This window comes from Streptomyces griseoflavus, assembly GCF_014649995.1.
GTDB classification, from domain to species: domain Bacteria; phylum Actinomycetota; class Actinomycetes; order Streptomycetales; family Streptomycetaceae; genus Streptomyces; species Streptomyces griseoflavus.
The window spans coordinates 100,178-124,048 of the sequence record NZ_BMUC01000001.1 but is presented as its reverse complement, the minus strand read 5'-3'; the positions used below and the strand labels follow the sequence as shown (position 1 = coordinate 124,048).

The window sequence follows — 23,871 nt, the reverse complement described above, 5'->3', positions numbered from 1 at the left end:
ATGTTGTCGCTCCGGGAAGTTGGGTATCACTCAGGAGGTCAAACCGGTCGAATAGAACGCGACTTCGATAGGGGGGGTCTGGATGAGTTCTTCGAACAGTCCGAACCGGGACCTGAAGGTGGGCGGCGCGCTCGCTAGTGCGGCAGTTGGGTTGGCTGCAACCGCTGTTAAGGGGTGGGCAAGTGAGAGGAAAGCACGGAAGGCGATAGTCAGGACGTTCTACGCCGCCTGCCTGGACGACCAGAAGAACCTGCGGGAAGACCGGATGAAGTACGAGGTGGCCAGCCTCGTCTTCGAGGTGTCCTCCGAAGAGAAAACCGACTGGGGATCCGACAGGTACTGCGAGGTGAAGGTCACCAACAGCCAACTCGCCGGAGACGACAGCAAGCGGGTTCGGACCTTCAGGTACTTCTTCGGGAACCGCTCCAGCGCAATGAACGCCAAAAAGGGTTCGGTCTCATGGCCTCCTTACATCCTGCATTCCACTCCTGACTTCTGAAAGAAGGCGGGGAACACGAAGGGATAGGTGATCGTGAGCGCGGCCCTCGTCCTGACCGGCCTCTGGCCATGGATTTCACGGCCCTGACCGGAGTGGACCGGGCCCGACGGGCCGCGGAGTTCCGGGTGCTGCCGGGCGGGACGTCGGCCCGTGTCCTGGCTCGTCTTCGTACGGGAACGATGCCATGTGGGCGGCGAAGGCGCGTTCGACGGCGGCGGTCTCGTCGTTCGTCAACGGGGTGGCGCGGTACGCGGAGTAGTAGAGGGAGACGCTCAGGGCCCGGAGTGTAGGCGGCGGGTCCGACTCGTACGTCGTCGATGCCGGTGAGGGGAGACGCCAGCGGGTCGGGGGTCCGGGCGGGTGCGCAGGGACGGCGGGGCCCGGAGTGCGCCCGGGGGCGCCACCGCCGGCGGCGGGTCGGCCGCAGAGCCGCGGGGCGGCTCCGGATGTCGCCCCGCTCCCATGGCCCCGTGGCCCGTCGGCCGGTCTCAGCCCATGGACTTCGCCCCGTCCAGCGACTCGCGGATGATGTCGGCGTGGCCGGCGTGCTGGGCGGTCTCGGCGACGATGTGCATGAAGGCCCTGCGGGCGGACCAGTGGGCGCCGGGCTCGAACCAGGGGGCCTTCGGCAGGGGCCAGGCGGCGTCGAGGTCGGGCAGGGTGGCGACCAGGTTGTCGGTGCGGCGGGCCACCTCGGCGTAGTTGTCGAGGACACCGGCCAGCGTGTCGCCCGGCAGCATGCGGAACTCGTCGGCCCAGCGCGCCAGGTCGGCCTCGGTCTTGTCCGCGAAGTCCCCCATCGCCGAGGGTCCCTCCACGATGAAGCGCGCCCAGCCCCGCTCCACCGCGGTGACGTGCTTGATCAGGCCGCCCAGGCACAGCTCGCTCGCGGTGGTCCGCAGGCCGGCCTGTTCGTCGGTCAGGTCGCGGGTGGTGAGGCGCAGGAAGTGGCGGTGCTTGGCCAGGACCTCCAGCAGGTCGGCGCGCTCGCCGGTCACGGCCGGGGTAGGGGCCGGTTCGGGGGTGGTCTGCTCGTTGCGGCTCATGGTTCTTCGCCTTCCGGTAGTGCTGCTCCGTCGGTCGAGTACCACGCTAGGAGTCAAAGAGGTCAGATCTTGTCCTAGTAGGGCCGGGGAGGGGCAGCGCGGCCGCCGAGGGCACGTCTCCACCCGGTCACGTCCCCTTCGGGGCGAGCAGTTGTGAGCTGAGGGTGTCGTGGGCCCAGCGCTCCCACTTGGCGGGGGGCCAGGCGCGGTCGCGGGTGAGGACGAGGAAGAGTTCCGGGCTGAGGACGGCGTAGAGGATGTCCGCCGCCTCGTCGGTGGAGAGGGTGGGGTGGGCGCCCGGCTTCCGGGTCAGGGCCTTCGCGGCCGTGGCGAGCACCGTGTAGCGGGGGTCCGTGTGCTCGGGCCACAGGTCGCGGATCTCGGGGTCGGTGGCCGCCGCGGCGCGGACCATCTCGGCGAGGGCGGCGACGCGTTCGAGGGTGGCGCGGGTGCCCGGGATCAGGGCGGCCAGGGCGGATGCGGCGGTGGGCGCGGAGGTGACCTCGGTGAACCAGGGGCGGTCCAGGGTCGGCACGGGGTCGTCGTCGCCGGCGATCGCGACGTCGACGAGTTCCTTGAGCAGCGAGGGCTTGTTGCGGAAGACGAAGTAGATCGTCTGTACCGCGACGCCCGCCCGGTCGGCGATCTCCTGCAGTCGGGTCGCCCCGTACCCCTGTTCCACGAACAGCGCGCCGGCCGCGTCGATGATCCGGCGGCGCGTCTCCTGGGCCTTGTCGCCCCGTTTCCTCTTGCCCTCAGCCATGACTGGAGTTTATATCTAGAGTGCGACTCTAGAGTTACGCCCTAGTGAAAGCTCCGGTGAGAGGGAGGGTGGGCCGTGCGTGCCATCGCGAACCGTCAGCAGGCAGAGGCGTGGAACGACTGGGAGGGGATCCACTGGGCCGAGCATCCGGAGCGGTACGACGCGATGCTGGAGGCGTTCAACGCGCCCCTGTTCGCCGCGGCGGACATCGCGGCAGGCGACCGGGTCCTGGACGTCGGCTGCGGCACGGGACGGACGACGCGTCTCGCCGCGCGGCGGGCGGGCTACGGGAGCGTCGTGGGGGTCGACCTGTCGGCGCCGATGCTGGAGCGGGCCCGCCGGTCCACCGCCGCGGAGGGTCTCGGCAACGTCGTCTTCGAGCAGGGTGACGCCCAGGTGCACCCCTTTCCCGGCGCCGCGTTCGACGTGGTCCTCAGCCGGGGCGGGGTGATGTTCTTCGCGGACCCCGTCGCGGCCTTCGCGCACCTCCGGCGGGCGCTGGCGCCGGGCGGCCGGCTCGCCTTCCTCGGGCCGCACCCCGGGGGTCCGGACAGCGCCTACGCCCGGGCGACCGCCGCGCTGACGCCGTACCTGCGCGAGGCGTCCCCCGCCGCGCGGGGCATGGGCTCGCTCCTCGACCCCGCGCGCATCCGCCACGTGCTCACCGACGCCGGTTTCACGGACGTGGAGGTGACGCCCGCCGAGGCGCCCATGGCCTTCGGCACGGACGCCGAGGACGCCGCCGGTTTCCTCTTCTCCATGGGGCCCACGCGCCACAACCTGCGCGGTGTAGACGCGGCCGTCGTCGCCCGTCTCCGGTCCGAAGTGCGCGAGGGGCTCAAGGACTTCGAGACCGCCGGCGGTGTCCGTATCCCCGGGTCCGTGTGGATCGTCACCGCTTCGCCGGGCGGCGGGGAGGAGGACGGACGGCGGCGGACGGCCGGGGGGCGCGGGCCGGCGTGACCCCTCCCCCTTCGCGCCTCGACCTGCGTGGAGGGGGCGTACAACCCTCTCGGCCGATGGCGAGTCGTAGATGCTGCGACGAGGTGAGGGCCCTCGCACAGCCGGGTCACTGGGATGGCATACGATGCGCGCGCCTTCATAAAGATCAGATAAGAGGATGTACGCGCCATGGCTATCGTCGGCCCGCCCCGTTCCCTTCGTGGGATATCCGCTGTTGTCGCCCTGCTCGCGATCGGCGCGGTGGGATGCTCCGACCTCACCGAGAGCGCCAAGGACGGCGCGAAGAAGGTGGCCCGCCAGCGTTCGGTGTACTCGCTGGACGTCGGCGACTGCTACAACCCGAACGGCAAGGCGGAGGGGACGGCGTACACCGTCGAGGTCGTGCCGTGCGACGAGGCGCACAAGGGCCAGGTCGTCGGCGAGTTCGCGATCGACGAGGGCAAGGAGTACCCCGGCGACGACGGGGTCACGGCGATCGCGGACGACCGCTGCCCGGTCGAGGCGCAGAAGTACGCCCCGGACACCTGGGCGCTCCCCAAGGGCGTCGCGCTCTTCTACTACACGCCGACGGCGGACAGCTGGGTGACCGGGGACCGTGCGGTGAGCTGCACGTACACGGCGGAGACGACCACCGTCAGCGGCTCGCTGGAGTCCGCGAAGTCCCTCGAGCCGCAGCAGCTCACGTACCTCAAGGGCTCGAACGCACTGTACGAGGCGCTGTGGGCGAACCAGCCCGAGAAGGAGACCGTCGAGGAGGACCTGGCCGGCTACAAGGCGCAGGCCAAGGCCGTCGCGGCCGCCCTCGACGCGCACGTCAAGGGCCTGGGCGGTATCGAGGGCGCCGAGGTCGGCAAGCTCCGCGGGACGCTGGAGAAGGCGGCCGGGGACTGGAAGAAGGCCGCGAACGCGGCCGACGTCGACGCGTTCTACACCGCCTACGACCCGGCGTTCACCGGCATCGACCCGAACGCGTCGGTCGCCGCCCGCAAGGAACTGGGGCTCGCCACCACCGTCCCGGCCGACGAGGCCGAGGTCTGGGCGGGCTGACGCCCCGCCGGGCGGGTTCCGGATCGCGGACCGCCGCCGGGCACGGCGGCGGTCCGGCTGCCGGGCTACGGGGCCGTGACGCGCCGGACCGCTTCCCGGGTCAGGTCGCGGTCGGGCGGTGCGTCGTCCAGGGCGCGGTGCAGGGTCAGGCCCTCGATGAGCGCGTCGAGTTGGCGGGCGGTGGGCGGCGGGAAGTGGTGCTCCAGGAGGTCGCGGCTGCGTCGCATCCAGCGCGTGCAGAGGGCCCGGTAGGGCTCGTGGCGGGCTGCCAGGGTGTACAGCTCCTGGGTGAGGATCAGGTCGCGCCGGGGGCCCTCGGAGAGGGTGTGGATGAGGTCGGTGACGGCCTCGCGGGCCTCGTCGGGGGTGGCGGCGGCGGACAGGTGCTGCTCGAAGAGGGTCACCACGTGGTCCGAGTAGCGGGTGAACGCCTCCAGCAGTACGTCGTCGATGCCGGTGAAGTGGTACGTCATCGAGCCCAGGGGGACCCGGGCCCGGGCGGCGATCTTGCGGTGGGAGACGCCGGCGACGCCCTCCTCGGCGATCAGGTCGAGGGTGGCGGCGAGGATGCGGTCCCGGCGCTGGGGGTCGGTGTGTCCGGTGGCCATGGGTGCGGGCGCCGCGCCGTCAGAGGGTGCGGACCGGGCGGGCCGGGCTGCCGACGGCCACGACACCGGCGGGGATGTCCCTGGTGACCACCGCGCCGGCGCCGATGACGGAGTCGTCGCCGATGCTCACCCCGGGGCAGACGATGACTCCGCCGCCGAGCCAGACGTTGTCCCCGATGGTGATGGGCAGCGCCGCCTCCAGCTTGTCGCGGCGGGGGCCCGGCTCCACGGGGTGGGTGGGGGTGAGGAGTTGGACGTTGGGTCCGATCTGGCAGTCCTCGCCGATGGTGATCCGCGCGACGTCCAGCGCGGTCAGGTTGTAGTTGACGAAGGTACGGGCGCCGATGCTGATGTTGCTGCCGTAGTCGACGTACAGCGGCGGGCGCACGTCGATGTCCTCCCCGGCGGAGGCGAGCAGTTCGGCGAGGATCGTCCGGGCCTCGGCGGGGTCCTCCAGGTAGGCGGCCTGGTAGCGGGCGGCGAGCCGCATGGCCTGCCGCTGCCGCCGGGCGATCTCGGGGTCATCGGCGATGTAGAGGTCGCCTGCGAGCATCCGTTCGAGGTGGGTGCGCGGGTCGTCCGCGAAGTAGTCCGTCGCCATGCGTACGATCGTACGCTCACGGCTCCGGTTCCGCGGGGTTAGTGCGGTTCACCCCGTTCCATGCAGAATTCGTTGCCTTCGGGGTCGGCCAGGGTGACCCAGCCCGTTCCGTCGGGCCGGGTGTGGTCGGCGAGTTGACGGGCGCCGAGCCCGACGGCGCGGGCCACTTCCTGGGCGCGGGTGCGGCCCGTCGGCCAGAGGTCGAGGTGGAGGCGGTTCTTGGTGGCCGTCTTGCCCTCGCCGACCCGGACGAACAGGAGCGCGGGACCGCCCTGCGGGTCCGCGATCAGGGCCTCCGGGTCGCCCGGCTTGTCGTCCTCGGCCAGCGGCCTGCCGAGCAGCTCGCTCCAGAACCGGGCGAGGTCGTACGGGTCGCCGGCGCAGTCGATGGTGATGTGGCGGATGGTGGGGTTCAACGGTCCTCCGGGCGGGCCGAGTCGGTGGGGTGTCGGCTCGCAGCATCGCGTACGGGACGGAGGACGGTCGAACGGTTTCCGGTCCACTGGGGGAAGCCCTGTGACTTGGCTGTTACCGGAATTGTGGCTTCCGCCACGGTCGGGCGCGGGTGGGGCTGGTGGACTGTGCGGATTCGATCTTCGTGCCGGGGAGGCCCGTCGTGTGGTTTCTGGCTCCGCTGTTCCTGCTGGTTCTGGTCGGGGCCTTCTTCGGGCTGGTGGGGTACGGCGTCGGGGCCGTGGCCGACGGGCTGTCGGGGCTCAAGGAGCGTCACGCCGCGCTCCGGGGGCTCGCGGCGCTGTCCGCGGCCGGCGCGGCGGCCCTCTACGCCTGGGGCCTGCTGGCCGTCCTCGGGGCGGTGGTGACGGCGGAGGACGGGGGGACGGACTCGTCCCCGCCCCGGTCATGCCGTACGGCCGGGTGGGAGGAGCGGGCCGCCGCCGGGGTGGAGATCACCGGCTACCGGGTGGGCTTCGTCCCGCTCGGGTTCGCGTGCGAGACGAGTGACGGCGGGAGTTACGACAACGGTGACGTGCCCGGGTACGTCAACCCGGGCCTGGCGGGCTTCGCCCTCGCCGCCGTGGCGTCGGCCGTCTCGGCGGGCTGGATCTCGGAGCGCCGGGCGCGGGCCGCGGCGGGCGGGGGCGAAGCGGCGGACACGGACACCGGTGCGGGTGCGGGTGCCGGGGGCGAAGCGGCGGACACGGACACGGGCACCGGAGCCCAAGCAGCGGACACGGGCACCGGGGGCGGGGCCCGGCAGGAGCCCTGAGGCGGGGGTCCCGAAGCGGGCCATGAGGCCGGGGCCCCGAAGCCGGGGTTCCGAGGCCGGGCCCGAGGGCGGGGGTCAGCCCACCGGGGTGAGTTCCGCCCGGCCGAAGAGGAGGGCGTAGCCCGGGGGCAGTTGGGCCAGGACGCGGGTCACCAGGGCGTCGCCCACGAGGGCGGGCAGGACGCTCAGGACGGAGCTGACGTCCCAGCGGGCCGTGGCCGGGGTCGCGCCCTCGACGCGGCGCGCCACCGAGTCGACGAACTCCGCCGCCGTCAGCACCCGGGTCGCCGGGACCTGGGAGGCGACCACGCGCGCCGCCTCCTCGGGCAGGGCGCGGGCCAGGTCGACGCGTTCGTCGCCGACCACGTGGCCGCCGAGGGCGGACAGGACGACGCGGGTGACGCTCTCGGCCTCCGCCCTCGTCGGGTACTGGCCCGACTCCCGGACCGCGTCGACCAGTTCGCGCCAGCCGTCGTCCCGGCGGCGGCCGCGGCCGCCGGGGTCGGTGACGGGCCTCGGGGCCGGGAGCGTCGAGTCCGGGCCGGTGACGGCGGGGCGGTCCGGGGTCAGGGTGGTCATGTACGGGCTCCTCTCCTTCTGCGGGGCCTGGTCGCCCACCCGGGGACGGACGGGCACGGGGGTGCGTCCCGCGGGCGAACCGGCGGCGCTCTTCCGGCCGGTCGCCCGCGGGACGCTCGGGGTGCTGTCAGCTGCTGATCTGCTTGCGGCTGTCGCCGCCGGTGATGTGGATGCGGCGCGGCTTGGCCTGCTCGGCCACCGGGACGCGCAGGGTGAGGACGCCGGACTCGTAGGAGGCGTCGATGCGCTCGGTGTCCAGGGTCTCGCCGAGGAAGAGCTGGCGGGTGAAGGTGCCGGTGGGCCGTTCGGCGACCACCGGTTCCGCGCCCTCGGGGGCCGGCGAGCGGCGCTCGGCGCGCACGTTGAGGACGTTGCGCTCGACGTCGAGTTCGATCGACTCGGGGTCGATGCCGGGGAGGTCGAAGTGGACGACGAAGTCGTCCCCCGCCCGGTAGGCGTCCATCGGCATCGCCGACGGGCGGGCTGCGGAGGCCGGACCGAAGACCTGCTGCGCGAAACGGTCGAGTTCGCGGAAGGGGTCGGTACGCATGAGCATCACAGGTCGCTCCTCTCTGCGGTGTCATCGGTGCGATGCCCTTACGGGGTCACTTATTTATATAGCCCATGGAGAGGAAAGTTGACAACACCTGACTCAGCTTGGGTGGGGTGGGCGTGTTCCGGGCCTGGTCGCGGGGGGTGCCGGTGCGCGCGTTAGCCTCGGGAGTCCGGCAGACGCCGGCCCCGGTGGGCGCAGTGGCAGGAGGCAGACGGCATGGCGAAGGTTCCCGGTGCGGTGATGGCGGCCGGAGGGCTCGTCGGCGGGTACGGCGTGGCCCGGTGGACGCGGAAGCGGGAGTTGGGCGGGGTGGTCCTCGCGGCCGCCGGGGTCGCGGCGGCGCGGGAGTGGCGGGAGCGGGCCGGCGGGGTGACCGCGGGCGTGCTGTCGGCCGCGTACGTCGCCGCGTTCGCGGGATCGCATCCGCTGGCGAAGAAGGTCGGCGCGTGGCCGGCCGTGTTCGGGGTGGCGGGCGCCGTGGCGCTCACCTCGTGGGCGGTGGCCGACCGGCGCGGATGAGGGCCGGGCGGGCCCGGGGCCCGGAGGGGCGGGGGGACCGGAGGGGCGGGGGGCCTGTCCGACGCGGGACGGAACGGCCTTGGACGGCACGGGGTCGTGAACGGCGCGGTCGTGCCGCGCCCGTGCCGTGGGCGCCCGGCGACGACGCTCGGGCGCCCTGACGTGACGTGATCGATGTGCTTCCGCGGGTCCGGCGGCGCCGTTCCGCGGCCTCGTCACTTCTCCGCCGGCTCCCCCTCGACCTTGGCCGCCGACAGTGGCTTCGCGACGTGTTCCAGGGGGCGGCGTTCCGCGTTCACGGCGAGGAACGCGGCCACGATGCCCGCCGCGCACATCAGACCCGCGCCGATCTGGAAGGCGAGGACCGCGTCGGGCACCTTGCCGGAGCCGGTGAGCTCGGCGAAGATCAGCGGCCCGCTGATGCCGCCCGCGGCGGTGCCGATGGCGTAGAAGAAGGCGATGGACATGGCCCGGGTCTCCATCGGGAAGATCTCCGAGACCGTGAGGTAGGCGCTGGACGCGCCGGCCGACGCGAAGAACAGGACCGCGCACCAGCAGGCCGTCATGGTGGTCGCGCTCAGCGAGCCCTGGTCGAAGAGCCACGCCGTGGCGAACAGCAGCACACTTGAGAGCAGATACGTCCCGGAGATCATGATCCGCCGCCCCACCGTGTCGAACAGGTGGCCGAGCAGCAGAGGGCCCAGGAAGTTGCCGATGGCGATGACGGCGAAGTAGTACCCGGTGTTCCCGGAGGGGACGTCGAAGAACTGGGTGAGGATCGCGCCGTAGCCGAAGGTGATGGCGTTGTAGAGGAACGCCTGCCCGATGAAGAGGGAGAAGCCGAGGACCGACCGCTTGCGGTACTTGGCGAAGACCGTGTGGGCGATCTCGGTGAAGGTGGTCCGCTTGCGCTGGTGGATGACCATCTCGCCCTCGGCGGGGGGCAGCGGTTCGCCCTTCTCCGCCTCGATCATCTTCTCGGCGTCGCGGACGATCGCCTCGGCCTCGTCCTCCCGGCCGTGGATCAGCAGCCATCGTGGACTCTCCGGGACGTGCCGACGCACCAGGAGGATCACCAGGGCGAGGACCGCGCCCAGGGCGAAGGTCAGCCGCCAGCCGACGTTCGCCGGGAAGATCGACGTGTTCAGCGCGACGATCGACAGCAGCGCGCCGCCGACGGCGCCCAGCCAGTAGCTGCCGTTGATGATCAGGTCCACGCGTCCCCGGTAGTACGCCGGGATCAGCTCGTCGATCGCGGAGTTGATGGCCGCGTACTCGCCGCCGATGCCGAAGCCGGTGAGGAAGCGGAAGAGGAAGAACCACCAGGTGTCGAAGGAGATCGCGGTCAGCGCGGTGGCGGCGAGGTAGACGGCGAGGGTGATCAGGAAGAGCTTCTTGCGGCCGTAGATGTCGGTCAGCCGCCCCCAGAACAGCGCGCCCGTACAGGCACCGGTCACATAGAGGGCGGCGGCGATGCCGGTGATCTGGCCGGAGGAGATGTCCAGACCGCTGCCGGGTTCCGCCAGCCGGCTGGCGATGTTGCCGACGATCGTGACTTCCATCCCGTCGAGGATCCAGACGGTGCCCAGACCGATGACGATGGACCAGTGCCAGCGCGACCACGGCAGCCGGTCCAGACGGGCCGAGATGTCCGTGGTGATCGTGCGACCCGACGCTGACTGCGCTGCGGCCATGGACGCCCTCCTCCGGGAAAGTGAACGTCCGTCGGGTGCCCCCTAAGCGGCGGTACTACGCCCCCCGCCCCACCGGTGGCCCTACGCCCCCAGCGCCCGCGACACCGTGTAGATCACCAGACCGGCCAGCGAACCGACCACCGTGCCGTTGATCCGGATGAACTGCAGGTCCCGGCCGATGTTGGCCTCGATCTTCTTGGTGGTGTGCTCGGCGTCCCAGCTCGCCACCGTGTCCGTGATCAGCGAGGTGATCTCCTTGCGGTAGGTGGTCACCACGTACACCGCCGCGCTCTCCAGCCAGCCGTCGACCTTGCCCTGCATCTTCGGGTCGAGGGACAGACGGGCCCCCAGGGAGAGCAGCGAGGCACGCACCCGCAGCCGCAGCTCGCTGCGCTCGTCCTCCGCCGCCGAGACGATCATGGCGCGAACGGCGGTCCAGGCGGAGGCGATCAGGTCCTGCACCTCGCCGCGGCCGAGGATCTCGCTCTTGAGGCGCTCGACCCGGGCCCGGGTGTCGGTGTCGGCCTGCAGGTCGGAGGCGAAGTCGGTGAGGAAACGGTCGAGGGCGCCGCGCGCGGGGTGCGAGGGCATGTCGCGCATCTCGGTGACGAAGCGCAGCAGCTCCTTGTAGACCCGCTCACCGACCTTGCGGTCGACGAACCGGGGCGTCCAGCCGGGGGCGCCGCCGTGGACGGCGTCCATCACCGTGTCGCTGTGCAGCACCAGCCAGTCGTGCGCGCGGGTGACGATCACGTCGACGGCCCGTTTGTGGCCGCCGTCGGCGACGATCCGCTCCAGCATCTTGCCCATGCCGGGCGCGATCTCCTGGGCGTCGGCGCGGCGGGTGATGGCCTCACCGACCACCGCCTGGACGTCGGAGTCGCGCAGCACGGTCAGCGCGCCGCGCAGCGCCGCCGACAGCTCGGCCGTCACCCGGTCGGCGTGCTCCGGCACGGCCAGCCAGGTCCCGAGCCGGCTGCCGATGCCGACCGCGCGCAGCCGCCCGCGCACCACGTCCTCGGAGAGGAAGTTCTCCCCGACGAACTCCCCGAGGGAGACGCCGAGCTGGTCCTTCTTCCTGGGGATGATCGCCGTGTGCGGAATGGGCAGGCCGAGGGGATGACGGAAGAGGGCGGTGACGGCGAACCAGTCGGCGAGCGCGCCGACCATGCCGGCCTCGGCCGCGGCGGCGACATAGCCCGCCCAGGGGCCGGCGCCCTGGTGGGAGGCCCACTTGGCCAGCACGTACACCACCGCGACGAACACCAGCAGGCCGGTGGCGGTGAGCTTCATCCGGCGCACTCCGCGCCGCTTCTCCTCGTCCGCGGGGCTGAACGTGTTCATCGCACGGTTGGTGAAGGCGCCGGGGCGGGCATGCTCGCCTCGGTCGCCGCCGTTGCCCCGGCCTTCGCTCCGGCTTTCGGCGTCGCTCCGGCTTCCGGCCCCGCCTCGGCTCCCGGCGTCCCGCTGCGCGGGGCCCGCCGGCTCCGATGCTTCCGGCATGCGCGCCGATCCAGTCCGTTCCATCCGCTCCACCCGTCCGGTGATCCCTCACACATTGTCCCTTCCTGACCGACTCCTGGAACGGAACAGGAGTTCCCGGCGTCTGTCCGGAGGGGGTTTGTCCAGGGGGATCACCCAAGGGTCCCGTCACCCAAGGGTCCCTCCCCTCAACCTGCCCGGCCCATGACACATCATGGGTTCATCAGATCGGAGCATCCGGCTCCCGTCTCCCGAGGAGAACCGAACAGCATGACCCGGGGTCGTGACGAGGGCGCGGGAGCCCCTCCCGCCAGGCAGCGCGCCCTGCTCGCCGCCGTCGTCGCCGCGATCGTGGCGGTCTCCGCCACCATCTACGTCGGGGTCGCAGCCGACGAGGGCACCGAACGCCATGACACCGTCGCCAGGGGCATGGGCGACGTCAACGGGGGTGGCGCCCTGAACAACCCCGCCGCTCCCGTCTCCACCGGCACCTGGGTCACCTCCTGGACGGCCGCCCCGGTCGGCGGCGAACCCGGCACCGAACTGACCGGACTCGCCGGCCGCTCCGTGCGCAACGTCGTGCACACCAGCGCCGGCGGCAGCGGCGCCCGCGTCACCCTGTCCAACCTCTACGGGCAGTCACCGCTCACCGTCTCCCACGCCTCCCTCGCCGTCTCCGCCGACCCGGACACGGCACAGGCCCTCGCGGACACCATGCGGCGGCTCACCTTCGCCGGACGCCCGTCGGTCGTCGTCCCCGCCGGCGGCGAGGTGACGAGCGACGCGGTCCGCATCGCCGTCCCGCACGACGGGGACGTGCTCATCACGACGTACTCCCCCGCCGAATCCGGACCGGTGACCTACCACCGGCACGCCCGCCAGATCTCCTACGTCGCCCCGGGCGAGCACACCCGGGACACCACCGGCGCGGCCTACACCGGGCGCAGCAAGGTCTGGCGGTACGCGACCGCGCTGGACGTGCTGAGCAACGAGGCCGACGGGACCGTCGTCGTCCTCGGGGACTCGCTGACCGACGGGGTCACCTCCACCACCGGGGCGAACACCCGCTGGCCGGACGTGCTGTCCGACCGGCTGCGGTCGGCGGTCGCCGCCGGGCGGGACGTGCCGCGCTACAGCGTCGTCAACGCGGGGATCAGCGGGAACCGGGTGCTCGCCGACGGGCTGGGGCGGCCGGCCGAGAACCCCAGCGGGCTGCACCGGTTCGAACGGGACGTGCTGGGGCGGACGAACGTCAGGGCCGTGGTGGTCGTGCTCGGCATCAACGACATCCTGCGGACACCGGGGGCCGCCGATCCGGAGCCGATCGTGGCCGGGCTGGAGACGCTGGTGCGGCGGGCGCACGGGCGGGGCGTGCGGGTGATCGGGGCGACGCTGATGCCGTTCCGGGGGCACCGGGGGTACACGGAGGCGCGGGAGGCCGTGCGGCAGCGGATCAACGCGGAGATCCGGGCGGGGGGCGTGTTCGACGCGGTCGTGGACTTCGACGGGGCGGTGCGGGATCCGTACGATCCGGGGCGGCTGCGGGGGGTGTACGACTCGGGTGACCATCTGCACCTGAGCGACCGGGGGTACGTGCGGATGGCGAAGGAGTTCGATCCGGGGGTGCTGGAGGGGGGCGTGCCGGCGGAGTTGTGAGAGGGCGGCCCCCGAGGGGTTGTTTCGCCCCCGCCGCCCCTTCCCGTCCCGTCCCCGGGGGCGCTGCCCCCGGACCCCCGCTCCTCAAACGCCGGAGGGGCTGGAAGGGCGGAGGGAGCCGAGAGGCTGGGGCGGGTCAGTGGTCCTCGTGGCGGTCGGGGTGACGCTTCTTGATCAGGTCGTTGTACCGGTCCATGTGGTCCTGCACGGACGACCCCAGTTCACGGCGACGGTCCTGTCTGCGTTCCAGCTTCTCCCGGCGCCGCTCCTCGCGCAGGCGCTGCTTCTCCGCCCGGGGGAGCTTGCGCTGGACGCCCACGCCGCCCCAGAAGGCCAGGCCCGTGACGACCACCCTGGGCGCGCCCGGCTCGCCCGGCACGCCCTCCTCGCGGTGGTCGAAGCCGCCCATGATGCCGACACCGCGCACCACGACCTCGACGCCGGGCGGCACGATGACGTCCACCCCGCCCATGATCGCGACCGCGTTGATCACGATCTCGCGGTCCTCGAAGTACGCCTCGCGCAGGTCGATCTCACCGCCGCCCCAGAAGGCGAAGCAGTTGAAGCGCCGCGGAGCGGTCCAGTGCCCCTTGCGCTGGAAGCCCGACATCACCGCCACCGCCCACGACGACGAGCCCGAGTCGCTCGCGCCGACGATCCGCTCACCCCAGCCGCCCCCCGGCTCCGTGTCCTTCGTCAGGGACACCGCGGGCACCGCCGTCGTGCCGTGGCCCGGCAGGTCCCGGGTGATCGGCGTCAGCTCCCCGTAGGTGCGCGCCCGGTACGTCGCGTCCAGCCGCTCCCCGAACTCCTCCATGTCGAGGCGGCCCTCCGCGAGGGCGTCCCGCAGGATGTCGGCGACCCGTTCACGGTCGGCGTCGGATGCGCGGAGGTCCGGTGCGGCTGCGTCGTCGGTCATACGGAGCAGCCTACGAGTTGTCCCCGTCACACGGCTACGAGGGCTCCGGGCCCGGTCACGGAACGGCCCGGTCCGTCCGGTCGGCGTACATCTTCGCGATCACCGCCTCGATGTCGGGCTCCCGCACCGACAGGTCGACCAGCGGGTACTCCGCCACGATCCGCGCCACCAGTCCCGCAGCCGGCTCCGACGCCGGGAACGCCAGCCACTGCCGCGGCCCCTCCACCCGCACCACCCGCGCGGGCGCCGGCGCCTCGATCGGCGGAAGTTCCCGCTCCAGGTCCACCACCAGCGTCCGCTCGCCCTCCCCCGCCTCGTGCAGCCCGGCGAGCGCGCCGTCGTACACCAGCCGACCGTGGTCGATGACCATCACCCGCGAACACAACTGCTCGATGTCCTGCAGATCGTGCGTGGTCAGCAGCACCGTCGTGGCCCGCTCCGCGTTCAACTCCCGCAGGAAGTCCCGCACCCGCGTCTTGGAGACGACGTCCAGACCGATCGTCGGCTCGTCCAGGTACAGCACCTCCGGATCGTGCAGCAGCGCCGCCGCGATGTCCCCCCGCATCCGCTGACCGAGCGAGAGCTGCCGCACCGGCACGTCCAACAACTCCCCCAGGTCGAGGTGTTCCACCAGCCGGTCCAGGTTCTCGCGGTAACGGGCGTCCGGAATGCGGTACATGCGGTGCATCAGCTTGTACGAGTCGATCAGCGGCAGGTCCCACCACAGCGTCGTACGCTGCCCGAACACCACCCCCATGCGGTGCGCGAGCCGCGTCCGCTCCCGCGACGGGTCGATCCCCGCCACCCGCAGCCGCCCCCCGCTGGGCGTCAGGATCCCGGTGAGCATCTTGATCGTCGTCGACTTGCCCGCCCCGTTCGGCCCGATGTAGCCGACCATCTCCCCACGCGCCACCGTGAACGACAACGCGTCCACGGCCCGCACCTGCCGCCGCTCCCTCCTCAGGAACCCCGTCCTCCTGCGCACCTCGAAAACCTTCTCGACCCGCTCCAGTTCGATGAACGCCTCCACCACGACCCGCCTAACTCCCCGTACTCCGGTACGACCTCAGCCCCAGCCGCCACACCGCCGCCGCCGGCAGCACACACACCAGCGCCACCAGCGGCCCCGCGAACGCCGCCCCCTCCGGCAGCCCCAGCGGATACGGACGCCCCAACAGATGGGCGGCGGGCACCCAGTTGACGAAGGCCAGCGGCAGCACGAACGTCACCCCCCGCACCAGGTCCCGGCCGAACACCGACGGCGGATACTGCAGCAACGTCGTCCCCCCGTACGTGAACGCGTTCTGCACCTCCGCCGCGTCCTGCGCCAGGAACTGGAAGGCACCGCCCGCCACGAACAACGCCGAGAAGATCACCGCACCGCACACCACCGTCACCGGCACCAGCAGCACCTTCCCCACCGACCAGTCGACCTCGACCGCCACCAGCGCCCAGCCCAGCACCACCACCCCCTGCACGCCCCGGCCCACCCGCCGCAACGCGAACCGGTCCGCGGCGACCTGCGCCAGCACCGGCACCGGCCGCACCAGCAGCGTGTCGAACGAACCGTCCCGCACCCGGCCACCCAGCGACGCCACCGAACCGAACGCCAGCTGCGCGATCCCGAACGCCGTCACCGACAGCCCGTACAACAACGCCACCTCCGGCAGCGTCCACCCACCGAGCGCGTCGACCTGCGAGAACATCAGCAGGATCGTCACGAAGTCCAACCCCGTCAGCAGCAGATTGCCGACCACCGTCAGGACGAACGAGGCACGGTAGGCCATCGTCGACCGGATCCACATCCCCGCGATCAGCCCGTACGCCCGCACCCCCTCCACCGCCCGGGACGCCCCCCGCACCCCCACCTCAGCCACCCTGCACCACCACCCGCCGCGTCGCCGCCGACTGCACCAGCCGGCCCACCGCCAGCAACGCCACCGCCCACGCCCCCTGGAAGACCAACGCCTCCCACAGAGCGGACTCCCCCATCAGCACATCCGCCGGCACCTGCAACTGCGCCGCCCACGGCAGCACCCGCACCACCTCACCCAGACCACCCGGAAAGGCGTTCAACGGCAGCGTCATCCCCGAGCAGAACAGCCCCGTCACCATCAGCGCCTGCGCCACACCCTGCCCGTCCAGCAGCCAGAACGCACTCAACGCGAACAGATAACGGATCGCGAAACTCACCACCAGCGCCGCCATCAGCACCAGCAGGAACGCCCCCCACACCGCCACCTCCCCGGGCAACGCCGTGGGGAAGAACAGCGCACCGAAGACGAACGGCACCACCCCCCTCCCCAGGAGCTGGAACACCGCCCGGCCCACATCGTTCGCCAGCCACCACAACTGCAGATCCACCGGCCGGTACAGGTCCACCGCGATCTCACCCGTACGGATGCGTTCCATCAGCTCGACCTCGAACCCGCCGCCCTGGAACGCCAGCATCGCGAACAGCGCCTGCCCCAGCCACACATACGTGACCGCCTGCGCCTGGTCGTACCCGCCCAGACCCGGCCGGGCCTCCCACAGTGCCAGATACGTGTACACCAGGATCAGCCCGAACACCGTGTTCGTGAACACCCCCGCCGCGGTCGCCACCCGATACGTCGCGTACCGCCGGAAACCCCCCACCACCACGGCCGGGTACACACGCCACGAACCCACCCCCGCCCCTCCCTCCCGCGCCCGGCACCGAAGCGCAGGAGCCTAGTGCGCCCGCCCGCCCACCGGCCACGCGATTTCCACACCATCCACCGCATGACAACCCCCGGCGGGGCCATGCGTGTGACAAGCCGCAAGCGCGCACGACGCGCGCCGAGGCCGCGGAACGCGCCACCGGATGCGACAGTCTTGAATAAGGGGGACGCATCAGGCGTACAGGAACGAACGAGGCGAAACAGGAGTCCGAGCACGACATGAGCGACGAGCCGCAGCCGCGACAGCCCGGAAAGGGCTGGGCACCGAAGAAGCCCCAGGCGGCCGACGCCCCCGAAGGCAAGAAGGGCACCAAACCCCCACGCACCGGATGGCGCCGCTACGTCCCCACCTGGCGCACGGTACTCGCCGCGGCCCTCGTCACCGCCGCCCTCGTCATCGGCGGCTTCTTCCTCGGCTACCACCTCGTACAGATCCCCGCCGCCAACGCCCTCGCCACCCAGCAGGCCAACGTCTACCTCTACGCCGACGGCTCCGTCATCGCCCGCGACGGCGACGTCAACCGGGAGAACGTCACCCTCGGCCAGATCTCCGAGGACGCCCAGCACGCCATCCTCGCCGCCGAGGACCGCGACTTCTACACCGAGTCCGCCGTCGACCCCCTGGCCATGGTCCGCGCCGCCTGGAACACCGCCACCGGCAAGGGCAAACAGTCCGGCTCCACCATCACCCAGCAGTACGTGAAGAACTACTACCTGCGCCAGGAACAGACCGTCACCCGCAAGGTCAAGGAATTCTTCATCGCCATCAAACTCGACCGCAACCAGAGCAAGGACGACATCCTCGAGGGCTACCTCAACACCAGCTTCTTCGGCCGCGGCGCCTACGGCATCCAGGCCGCCGCCCACGCCTACTACGACATGGACGCCTCCGAACTCGACGCCGGCCGCGCCGCCTACCTCGCCTCCCTCCTCAACGCCCCCAGCCAGTACGACGTCATCACCCACCCCGAGAACCGGCAGACCGTCGAGAACCGCTGGAACTACGTCCTGGACGGCATGGTCGACGAAGGCTGGCTCACCGAGACCGAACGCGCCGGCATGAAGTTCCCCACCCCCAAGGAGACCACCCACTCCACCGGCATGTCCGGCCAGCGCGGCTACATCGTCGACGTCGTCAAGAAGTACCTCACCGACAACGACATCGTCGACGAGGACACCCTCGACACCGGCGGCTACCGCATCACCACCACCCTCCACAAGGACAAGCAGGACGCCTTCGTCGACGCCGTCAACGACAAACTCATGGACCGGCTCGACCAGGAGAACCGCAAGGTCGACACCTACGTCCGCGCCGGCGGAGCCTCCGTCGAACCCAAGACCGGCAAGGTCGTCGCCATGTACAACGGCATCGACTACGTCAAGCAGTACACCCCCAACGCCACCCGCCGGGACTTCCAGACCGGCTCCTCCTTCAAACCCTTCGTCCTCACCGCCGCCGTCGAACACAAGTCCCGCACCCAGGACGGCCGCCGCATCACCCCCACCACCCTCTACGACGGCACCAGCGAACGCCCCGTCCAGGGCTGGCCCGGCGCCCGCTACGCCCCCGAGAACGAGGACCACCGCGACTACGGCGACATCACCGTCCGCGAAGCCACCGACAAATCCGTCAACGCCGTCTACGCCCAGATGGCCGTCGACGTCGGCCCCGACAAGGTCCGCCGCACCGCCATCGACCTCGGACTGTCCGAGAACACCCCCAGCCTCGACGACGCCGGACCCTCCATCGCCCTCGGCGTCGCCAGCGCCAGCGTCCTCGACATGGCCGAGGCCTACGCCACCCTCGCCAACCACGGCAAGAACAGCGGCTACACCCTCCTCGAAAAGGTCACTTACGGCGGCAAGACCGTCGACCTGCCCGAACGCCGCACCCGCCAGGCCGTCAGCCGCCAGGCCGCCGACACCACCACCGCCGTCCTGCGCGGCGTCGTCGAGAGCGGCACCGCCACCGCCGCCCAGACCGCCGGCCGCCCCGCCGCCGGCAAGACCGGCACCGCCGAGGAGGACACCGCCGCCTGGTTCGCCGGCTACACCCCCGACCTCGCCACCGTCGTCGCCGTCATGGGCCAGGACCCCGTCACCGCCGGCCACAAATCCCTCTACGGCGCCATGGGCCTGCCCCGCATCAACGGAGGCGGCGCACCCGCCGAGATCTGGGGCCAGTACACCCGCGAAGCCCTCGAAGGCCACCCCGTGCAGGGCTTCAACCTCCGGATGCAACCCGGCGCCTTCGAAAGCCAGCCGCCCCCCTCCGACTCCAGCGACAGCCCCTCCTCCTCGGGCCGCCCCACCGACCGCGACAGCGGCACACCGGACGACGAGGACACCCGCAGCAGCACCCCGGACGACAGCGACGAACCCACCCGCGAGACACCCGGCGACGACAGCAGCACCCCCGGCGACACCACCGGCGGCGACGGCGGCACCACCGACAGCGGCACGGACACCGGCGGCGGCACCGGCTACAGCGACAGCAACGGGGACGACCACCGCACCGGCCCCGCCGGCCTCACCGGCGCGCTGACCCAGCACACCCGCCGGGACGAATGACCCCGACGCCCCCGCTCAGTGCCCGGACGTCGCCTTCAACCCCACCACCGCGACCACCAGCAGACTGATGAAGAACACCCGGGCAGCCGTCACCGGCTCACCCAGCACCAGCATCCCCATCACCGCGGCCCCCGCCGCACCGATCCCCACCCACACGCCGTAGGCCGTACCGATCGGCAGCGTACGAGCCGCGTACGACAGCAACACCATGCTCGCGACGATCCCCGCACCGGTCAGCACACTCGGCACCAGCCGGGTGAACCCCTCCGTGTACTTCAGACCGATCGCCCAGCCGACCTCCAGCAGACCGGCCACCACCAACAGAACCCACGCCATGACGGACACCTCCGGAACACGAACCGAAACGGGGGTGCGTCGTCTTTGCCTTCACCCCGGTACGGCGCGTCTCGTCGGGGCCCCATGGGTCCCACCACCGTAGCCCAGAACACGGTGAGGGGGCTGGTGACCATGGTCACCAGCCCCCTCACTCACAGAACTACAGGTACAGGCCCGTCGAATCCTCGGAACCCTCGAAACGGTCCGCGGCCACCGCGTGCAGATCACGCTCCCGCATCAGCACGTACGCCGTCCCGCGCACCTCGACCTCCGCCCGGTCCTCCGGATCGAACAGCACCCGGTCACCCGGCTCCACGGTCCGCACGTTCTGCCCCACCGCGACCACCGCGGCCCAGGCCAGCCGACGGCCCACCGCCGCCGTCGCGGGAATCAGAATGCCGCCCCCCGAACGCCGCTCACCCTCACTCGTGTCCTGCCGCACCAGCACGCGATCGTGCAGCATCCGAATGGGCAGCTTGTCGTCCTGGGAACCCTGCTCGTGTCTCTTGGCGCTCACGACCTGAAACCTACCTGCCTTCGCCCCGAACCCGCCCGGGAGGGGTCAACGCCGACGCCGCGCCGGCACGGACCGCCGACGGGACCCCAGGGCCAGCAGCCCCACGACCCCCACCAGCAGCACCGCCACCGGCACGACCCGCTCCAGCCGCGGCGAACCCTCCGCGTCCACGAACTGGCCCTTCACCCCACTCACCACACCATTGACCCGCACATACGCCCGGCCCAGCGTGTGATCCACGTGGGACACGGCCTTCGCCTTCGCGTCCCCCATGATCGTCTTCGGGTGCACCCGCACCCCGATCTCGTCCAGGGTCTCGGCCAGCACCGCACGACGGCGCTCGATGTCCGCCTCGATCTGCGCCGGGGTTCTGGTGTCCGCCGTGTCCGCCACCGTGCCGCCTCCGAAATCCGCTGATACCTGTGCCGGACAGTCTGTCAGCTCCACGCCGCCACGCACTGTCAGGACCCCCGGTTACCCTCGATCCCGGCACCCGATCCACCCAGCGCGTACGTACGAGGAGACCCAGACCGATGAGCGAACGCCTCCAGCCCGGGGACGAGGCCCCCGCCTTCACCCTGCCCGACGCCGACGGCAACGAGGTGTCCCTGGCCGACCACAAGGGCCGCAAGGTCATCGTCTACTTCTACCCGGCCGCCCTCACTCCCGGCTGCACCAAGCAGGCCTGCGACTTCACCGACAACCTCGAGCTGCTCGCCGGCGCCGGCTACGACGTCATCGGCATCTCCCCCGACAAGCCGGAGAAGCTCGCGAAGTTCCGCGAGAAGGAGTCCCTGAAGGTCACCCTCCTCGCCGACCCCGACAAGCAGGCCCTCGACGCCTACGGCGCCTTCGGCGAGAAGAAGAACTACGGCAAGACCTACGTGGGCGTGATCCGCTCCACGATCGTCGTCGACGAACAGGGCAAGGTCGAACACGCCTTCTACAACGTCCGCGCGACCGGCCACGTCGCCAAGATCATCAAGGACCTCGGCATCTGACCCGTCCTTCCCCGCAGCGGCCCGTACCACCCCTCACCGGTACGGGCCGCTCCGCTTTCCGCACGTGACCGTCCGATATCCGGTTCGTTACTCCGTACGACGCCACGAACGGGTGGCCGAGAGACGGAGGGGGCCCGATGGGGACCAGTGCGTACACCAGGGAGCGGCTGGAGGAGGCCGCCCGCGGGGCACGGACGCTGACGGAGGCGTTGGTGCGGTTGGGGGTGGATCCGAGGAGTTCGACGCGGCAGTACGTGCTGGGACGGATGAAGCGACTCGGTGTCGAGACGTCGCACTTCCAGCGGGAGGGGGTGAAGTGGACTCGGGAACTGCTCCAGGAGGCGGTCTCGGACTCGACGAACATGTGCGAGGTCTTGAGGTACCTCGGACTGGAAGTGGTCGGTGGACACCACACTCACATCAGCCGCCGGATCAAGTCGTACGGCATCGACACCTCGCACTTCCAGATCCCCACCCGCCGCGGCAAACCCCGGCAGCGACGGACAGCCGACAAGCTCCTCGTCGAACAGCCGACCGGCCAGGCCAGACGCATTCCGAGCGACCGGCTCAAGTGGGCGATGAGGACCTCGGGCGTACCGGAGCGATGCGCGCTGTGCGGCACGGACCCCTCGTGGCGAGGCCGCGCACTGCCCCTCGAGGTCGACCACATCGACGGCAACTGGCGCGACAACCGCATCGGCAACCTCCGCATGCTGTGCCCCAACTGCCATGCGACCACGGACAACTACCGTGGCAGAGCCAAGCGGCGTACCACCGGGAGCACGGCGTGAACGCCCGTGAGCGGGCGCGGCCTGCCACCGAAGAACTGCGCAAGGCGGTTGCCGAGTCCGTTTCGATCGCCGCGGCACTGCGCCGGCTGGGGCGCCCTGACAGCGGCACTCAGCGCCTCCTGCTGCGGCAGTGGCTGAGTGAGGAGAACATCTCGACGGCGCACTTCCTGGGGCAGGCTCATCAGCGGGGCAGGCCCGGTACGACCCCACTCAGGACGTCCGCGGACATCCTGGTCAAGCACGACGGCGAACGGCGGACGAAGACGGTGCTCCTGCGTCGGGCGCTCCACGAGGTGGGCGTGCCGAACAAGTGCGCCGAATGCGGTACGGGGCCCGAGTGGCTCGGCAAGCCGATGACCCTGGAGATCGATCACATCAACGGGGACTGGAGCGATGATCGCAGGGAGAACTTGCGACTGCTTTGCCCCAATTGCCACTCCGCTACGGACACCTGGTGCCGCGGAGGCCAGCGACGGTGGACTTCCGCCCAGTAAGGTGGACCCGTGCTGGCGCCCGTACGCCAACGGCGAGCGGCGACCTTTAGGTGGTCGTGTCTGTCGGTTCGAATCCGACCGGGCGTACACATGAAGGGGTCCTGTCTCGACAGAGGCAGGACCCCTCTCTGCACTAGCCCAACAGCTCCCGCACCACCGGTACCAGGGCGCGGAAGGCCTTGCCCCGGTGGCTGATGGCGTTCTTCTCCTCGGCGGTGAGTTCCGCGCATGTCCTCGTCTCGCCGTCGGGCTGGAGGATCGGGTCGTAGCCGAAGCCGCCGGTGCCGGCCGGGGTGTGGCGGAGGGTGCCGGTGAGGTGGCCCTCGACGACGCGCTCGGTGCCGTCGGGGAGGGCGAGGGCTGCCGCGCAGGCGAAGTGGGCGCCGCGGTGGGCGTCGTCGATGTCGGAGAGCTGGGCGAGGAGCAGGTCGAGGTTGGCCTCGTCGTTGCCGTGGGTGCCGGACCAGCGGGCGGAGAAGATGCCGGGGGCGCCGCCGAGGACGTCGACGCAGAGGCCGGAGTCGTCGGCGACGGCGGGGAGGCCGGTGGCCCGGGCGAGGGCGTGGGCCTTCAGCAGGGCGTTCTCGGCGAAGGTGACGCCGGTTTCCTTGACGTCGGGGATGTCGGGGTAGGCGTCGGCGCCGACGAGGTCGTGGGGCAGGCCCGCGTCGGCGAGGATCGCGCGGAGTTCGGTGATCTTTCCGGCGTTGCGGGTGGCGAGGATCAGGCGGGTCATGGGCCCAGTATGTCCGGGCCCACGGGCGGCCGGTCCGCTACGGGGTGCAGACCTTGGTGAGTTCGCCGGCGGCGTCGGTGATGGGGCTGATGTCGGGGGTGGCGTCGCCGTTCTCGACGGAGGTGCGGACGTTGCCGACGGCCTGGTCGAGGTTGTCGACGGCCTTGGAGACGTCGGCGTTGTCGGTCTTCTCGCCGATGTCGGTGAGGTTCTTGTCGATGGAGTCGAGGGACTCCTGGAGCTGGGTGACGTCGTTGCCGGCGTTCTCGACGGCCTGTTGCATCTCGGTGACGCTGTCGGCGATGGCGTCGGCGGTCTGGACGCAGTCCAGTGCCTTGTCGACGGCGGCGCAGCCGGTGGTGAGTCCGGCGGTCAGCGCGACGGCCGCCAGGGTGGCGGCGACGGCTGTGGTGCGGCGTCGGCGGCTCGCGGCCATGGATCGGTCCCTCCCTCGTCGGGCCGGTGGGGCCCGGGTGCGTCGGCGGGGTGGCGGCCGGTGGGGCCGGGCTCCCGTATGGGGTCAGACGCGGGGGTGGCCGGCGCGGTTGCTCCGCGTCGGCCAC

The 23,871-nt window shown here is 71.3% G+C and carries 28 protein-coding genes, 1 tRNA gene and 1 riboswitch; of the genes, 11 read left to right on the top strand and 18 right to left on the bottom strand.

Annotated features, from left to right (window positions below; all coding sequences use genetic code 11):
- Positions 1–82 precede the first annotated feature (82 nt).
- A complete protein-coding gene (locus IE172_RS00570; RefSeq protein ID WP_190095039.1) occupies positions 83–499 on the top strand; it encodes a hypothetical protein in 417 nt (138 codons plus the stop codon).
- A 488-nt stretch (positions 500–987) separates the two neighbouring features.
- Here the strand turns inward: IE172_RS00570 and IE172_RS00565 are convergent, their stop codons facing one another.
- Complete coding sequence (locus tag IE172_RS00565; protein WP_190095038.1) at positions 988–1,545, bottom strand: DinB family protein; 558 nt, start codon at positions 1,543–1,545, stop codon at positions 988–990.
- Positions 1,546–1,672: 127 nt separating this feature from the next.
- The gene (locus IE172_RS00560; RefSeq protein WP_190095037.1) at positions 1,673–2,308 is read right to left on the bottom strand and encodes a TetR/AcrR family transcriptional regulator; all 636 of its coding nucleotides are present in this window, start codon (positions 2,306–2,308) and stop codon (positions 1,673–1,675) included.
- A gap of 75 nt (positions 2,309–2,383) precedes the next feature.
- Between IE172_RS00560 and IE172_RS00555 the strand changes: the two genes are divergently transcribed.
- Both IE172_RS00555 and IE172_RS00550 read left to right on the top strand, forming a co-directional pair.
- Positions 2,384–3,271 (top strand): class I SAM-dependent methyltransferase, encoded by an 888-nt coding sequence (locus IE172_RS00555; RefSeq protein ID WP_190095036.1) that lies wholly within the window; start codon positions 2,384–2,386, stop codon positions 3,269–3,271.
- 168 nt (positions 3,272–3,439) lie between these two features.
- Positions 3,440–4,318 (top strand): septum formation family protein, encoded by an 879-nt coding sequence (locus IE172_RS00550; protein WP_190095035.1) that lies wholly within the window; start codon positions 3,440–3,442, stop codon positions 4,316–4,318.
- Positions 4,319–4,383: 65 nt separating this feature from the next.
- On the opposite strand, the gene IE172_RS00545 is transcribed toward IE172_RS00550, so the two are convergent.
- Genes IE172_RS00545 through IE172_RS00535 form a run of 3 tightly spaced genes read right to left on the bottom strand, consistent with a single transcriptional unit; the run spans position 4,384 to position 5,943 of the window.
- Positions 4,384–4,926: a TetR/AcrR family transcriptional regulator gene (locus tag IE172_RS00545; protein WP_190095034.1), complete on the bottom strand. Its 543-nt coding sequence runs from the start codon at positions 4,924–4,926 to the stop codon at positions 4,384–4,386.
- A gap of 19 nt (positions 4,927–4,945) precedes the next feature.
- A complete protein-coding gene (locus tag IE172_RS00540; protein WP_190095033.1) occupies positions 4,946–5,527 on the bottom strand; it encodes a sugar O-acetyltransferase in 582 nt (193 codons plus the stop codon).
- 38 nt (positions 5,528–5,565) lie between these two features.
- On the bottom strand, positions 5,566–5,943 hold the full coding sequence (locus IE172_RS00535; protein ID WP_190095032.1) for a VOC family protein: 378 nt from the start codon (positions 5,941–5,943) through the stop codon (positions 5,566–5,568).
- A 200-nt stretch (positions 5,944–6,143) separates the two neighbouring features.
- Here IE172_RS00535 and IE172_RS00530 point away from each other — a divergent pair, with 200 nt between their 5' ends.
- Complete coding sequence (locus tag IE172_RS00530) at positions 6,144–6,755, top strand: hypothetical protein (protein ID WP_229885724.1); 612 nt, start codon at positions 6,144–6,146, stop codon at positions 6,753–6,755.
- 75 nt (positions 6,756–6,830) lie between these two features.
- Here IE172_RS00530 and IE172_RS00525 read toward each other — a convergent pair whose 3' ends face one another.
- Positions 6,831–7,334, bottom strand: a complete 504-nt coding sequence (locus IE172_RS00525; protein ID WP_190095031.1) for a DUF2267 domain-containing protein — start codon at positions 7,332–7,334, stop codon at positions 6,831–6,833.
- Positions 7,335–7,461: 127 nt separating this feature from the next.
- Positions 7,462–7,890, bottom strand: coding sequence for an Hsp20/alpha crystallin family protein (locus IE172_RS00520; RefSeq protein ID WP_190095030.1), 429 nt, complete (start codon positions 7,888–7,890; stop codon positions 7,462–7,464).
- Between the two features lie 216 nt (positions 7,891–8,106).
- Between IE172_RS00520 and IE172_RS00515 the strand changes: the two genes are divergently transcribed.
- Complete coding sequence (locus tag IE172_RS00515) at positions 8,107–8,409, top strand: hypothetical protein (RefSeq protein WP_190095029.1); 303 nt, start codon at positions 8,107–8,109, stop codon at positions 8,407–8,409.
- Between the two features lie 215 nt (positions 8,410–8,624).
- Here the strand turns inward: IE172_RS00515 and IE172_RS00510 are convergent, their stop codons facing one another.
- Both IE172_RS00510 and IE172_RS00505 read right to left on the bottom strand, forming a co-directional pair.
- Complete coding sequence (locus tag IE172_RS00510; protein ID WP_190095028.1) at positions 8,625–10,103, bottom strand: MFS transporter; 1,479 nt, start codon at positions 10,101–10,103, stop codon at positions 8,625–8,627.
- An 81-nt stretch (positions 10,104–10,184) separates the two neighbouring features.
- Positions 10,185–11,639, bottom strand: a complete 1,455-nt coding sequence (locus tag IE172_RS00505; protein WP_438817000.1) for a DUF445 domain-containing protein — start codon at positions 11,637–11,639, stop codon at positions 10,185–10,187.
- Positions 11,640–11,855: 216 nt separating this feature from the next.
- On the opposite strand from IE172_RS00505, the gene IE172_RS00500 reads away from it, so the two are divergent.
- Positions 11,856–13,241, top strand: a complete 1,386-nt coding sequence (locus IE172_RS00500; RefSeq protein WP_190095026.1) for an SGNH/GDSL hydrolase family protein — start codon at positions 11,856–11,858, stop codon at positions 13,239–13,241.
- Between the two features lie 136 nt (positions 13,242–13,377).
- Here the strand turns inward: IE172_RS00500 and IE172_RS00495 are convergent, their stop codons facing one another.
- The 4 genes from IE172_RS00495 to IE172_RS00480 form a co-directional block, all read right to left on the bottom strand.
- Positions 13,378–14,160, bottom strand: coding sequence for a DUF1707 SHOCT-like domain-containing protein (locus IE172_RS00495; RefSeq protein WP_190095025.1), 783 nt, complete (start codon positions 14,158–14,160; stop codon positions 13,378–13,380).
- Positions 14,161–14,215: 55 nt separating this feature from the next.
- A complete protein-coding gene (locus IE172_RS00490; protein ID WP_190095024.1) occupies positions 14,216–15,193 on the bottom strand; it encodes an ABC transporter ATP-binding protein in 978 nt (325 codons plus the stop codon).
- 7 nt (positions 15,194–15,200) lie between these two features.
- Positions 15,201–15,965, bottom strand: a complete 765-nt coding sequence (locus IE172_RS00485; protein ID WP_190095961.1) for an ABC transporter permease — start codon at positions 15,963–15,965, stop codon at positions 15,201–15,203.
- A 64-nt stretch (positions 15,966–16,029) separates the two neighbouring features.
- Entirely contained in the window at positions 16,030–16,830 is an 801-nt protein-coding gene (locus IE172_RS00480; RefSeq protein ID WP_190095023.1) for an ABC transporter permease, read from the bottom strand.
- 251 nt (positions 16,831–17,081) lie between these two features.
- Here IE172_RS00480 and IE172_RS00475 point away from each other — a divergent pair, with 251 nt between their 5' ends.
- Positions 17,082–19,433 carry a transglycosylase domain-containing protein gene (locus tag IE172_RS00475; protein ID WP_190095022.1) on the top strand — a complete coding sequence of 784 codons (2,352 nt, stop codon included), beginning with the start codon at positions 17,082–17,084 and terminating at the stop codon, positions 19,431–19,433.
- 15 nt (positions 19,434–19,448) lie between these two features.
- Here IE172_RS00475 and IE172_RS00470 read toward each other — a convergent pair whose 3' ends face one another.
- From IE172_RS00470 to IE172_RS00460, 3 genes are all read right to left on the bottom strand, one after another.
- The gene (locus tag IE172_RS00470) at positions 19,449–19,769 is read right to left on the bottom strand and encodes a DMT family transporter (protein WP_189561340.1); all 321 of its coding nucleotides are present in this window, start codon (positions 19,767–19,769) and stop codon (positions 19,449–19,451) included.
- Between the two features lie 33 nt (positions 19,770–19,802).
- Positions 19,803–19,863, bottom strand: a riboswitch (guanidine-III (ykkC-III) riboswitch).
- Positions 19,864–19,929: 66 nt separating this feature from the next.
- Positions 19,930–20,232: a GroES family chaperonin gene (locus IE172_RS00465; RefSeq protein WP_399980417.1), complete on the bottom strand. Its 303-nt coding sequence runs from the start codon at positions 20,230–20,232 to the stop codon at positions 19,930–19,932.
- A gap of 99 nt (positions 20,233–20,331) precedes the next feature.
- Positions 20,332–20,679, bottom strand: coding sequence for a DUF3618 domain-containing protein (locus tag IE172_RS00460; protein WP_190095020.1), 348 nt, complete (start codon positions 20,677–20,679; stop codon positions 20,332–20,334).
- A 140-nt stretch (positions 20,680–20,819) separates the two neighbouring features.
- Here IE172_RS00460 and bcp point away from each other — a divergent pair, with 140 nt between their 5' ends.
- The 4 genes from bcp to IE172_RS00440 all read left to right on the top strand — a co-directional run bounded on the left by bcp (position 20,820) and on the right by IE172_RS00440 (position 22,659).
- On the top strand, positions 20,820–21,287 hold the full coding sequence (gene bcp, locus IE172_RS00455; RefSeq protein WP_190095019.1) for a thioredoxin-dependent thiol peroxidase: 468 nt from the start codon (positions 20,820–20,822) through the stop codon (positions 21,285–21,287).
- Between the two features lie 137 nt (positions 21,288–21,424).
- On the top strand, positions 21,425–22,078 hold the full coding sequence (locus tag IE172_RS00450; RefSeq protein ID WP_190095018.1) for an HNH endonuclease signature motif containing protein: 654 nt from the start codon (positions 21,425–21,427) through the stop codon (positions 22,076–22,078).
- A complete protein-coding gene (locus IE172_RS00445) occupies positions 22,075–22,572 on the top strand; it encodes an HNH endonuclease (RefSeq protein ID WP_229885723.1) in 498 nt (165 codons plus the stop codon). The genes IE172_RS00450 and IE172_RS00445 overlap by 4 nt, the downstream gene beginning before the upstream one ends.
- A 15-nt stretch (positions 22,573–22,587) precedes the next feature.
- Positions 22,588–22,659 (top strand) — tRNA-Leu (locus IE172_RS00440).
- A gap of 46 nt (positions 22,660–22,705) precedes the next feature.
- On the opposite strand, the gene rdgB is transcribed toward IE172_RS00440, so the two are convergent.
- Both rdgB and IE172_RS00430 read right to left on the bottom strand, forming a co-directional pair.
- On the bottom strand, positions 22,706–23,308 hold the full coding sequence (gene rdgB, locus IE172_RS00435) for an RdgB/HAM1 family non-canonical purine NTP pyrophosphatase (protein WP_190095017.1): 603 nt from the start codon (positions 23,306–23,308) through the stop codon (positions 22,706–22,708).
- A gap of 37 nt (positions 23,309–23,345) precedes the next feature.
- Entirely contained in the window at positions 23,346–23,744 is a 399-nt protein-coding gene (locus IE172_RS00430; protein WP_190095016.1) for a hypothetical protein, read from the bottom strand.
- Positions 23,745–23,871: the final 127 nt, after the last annotated feature.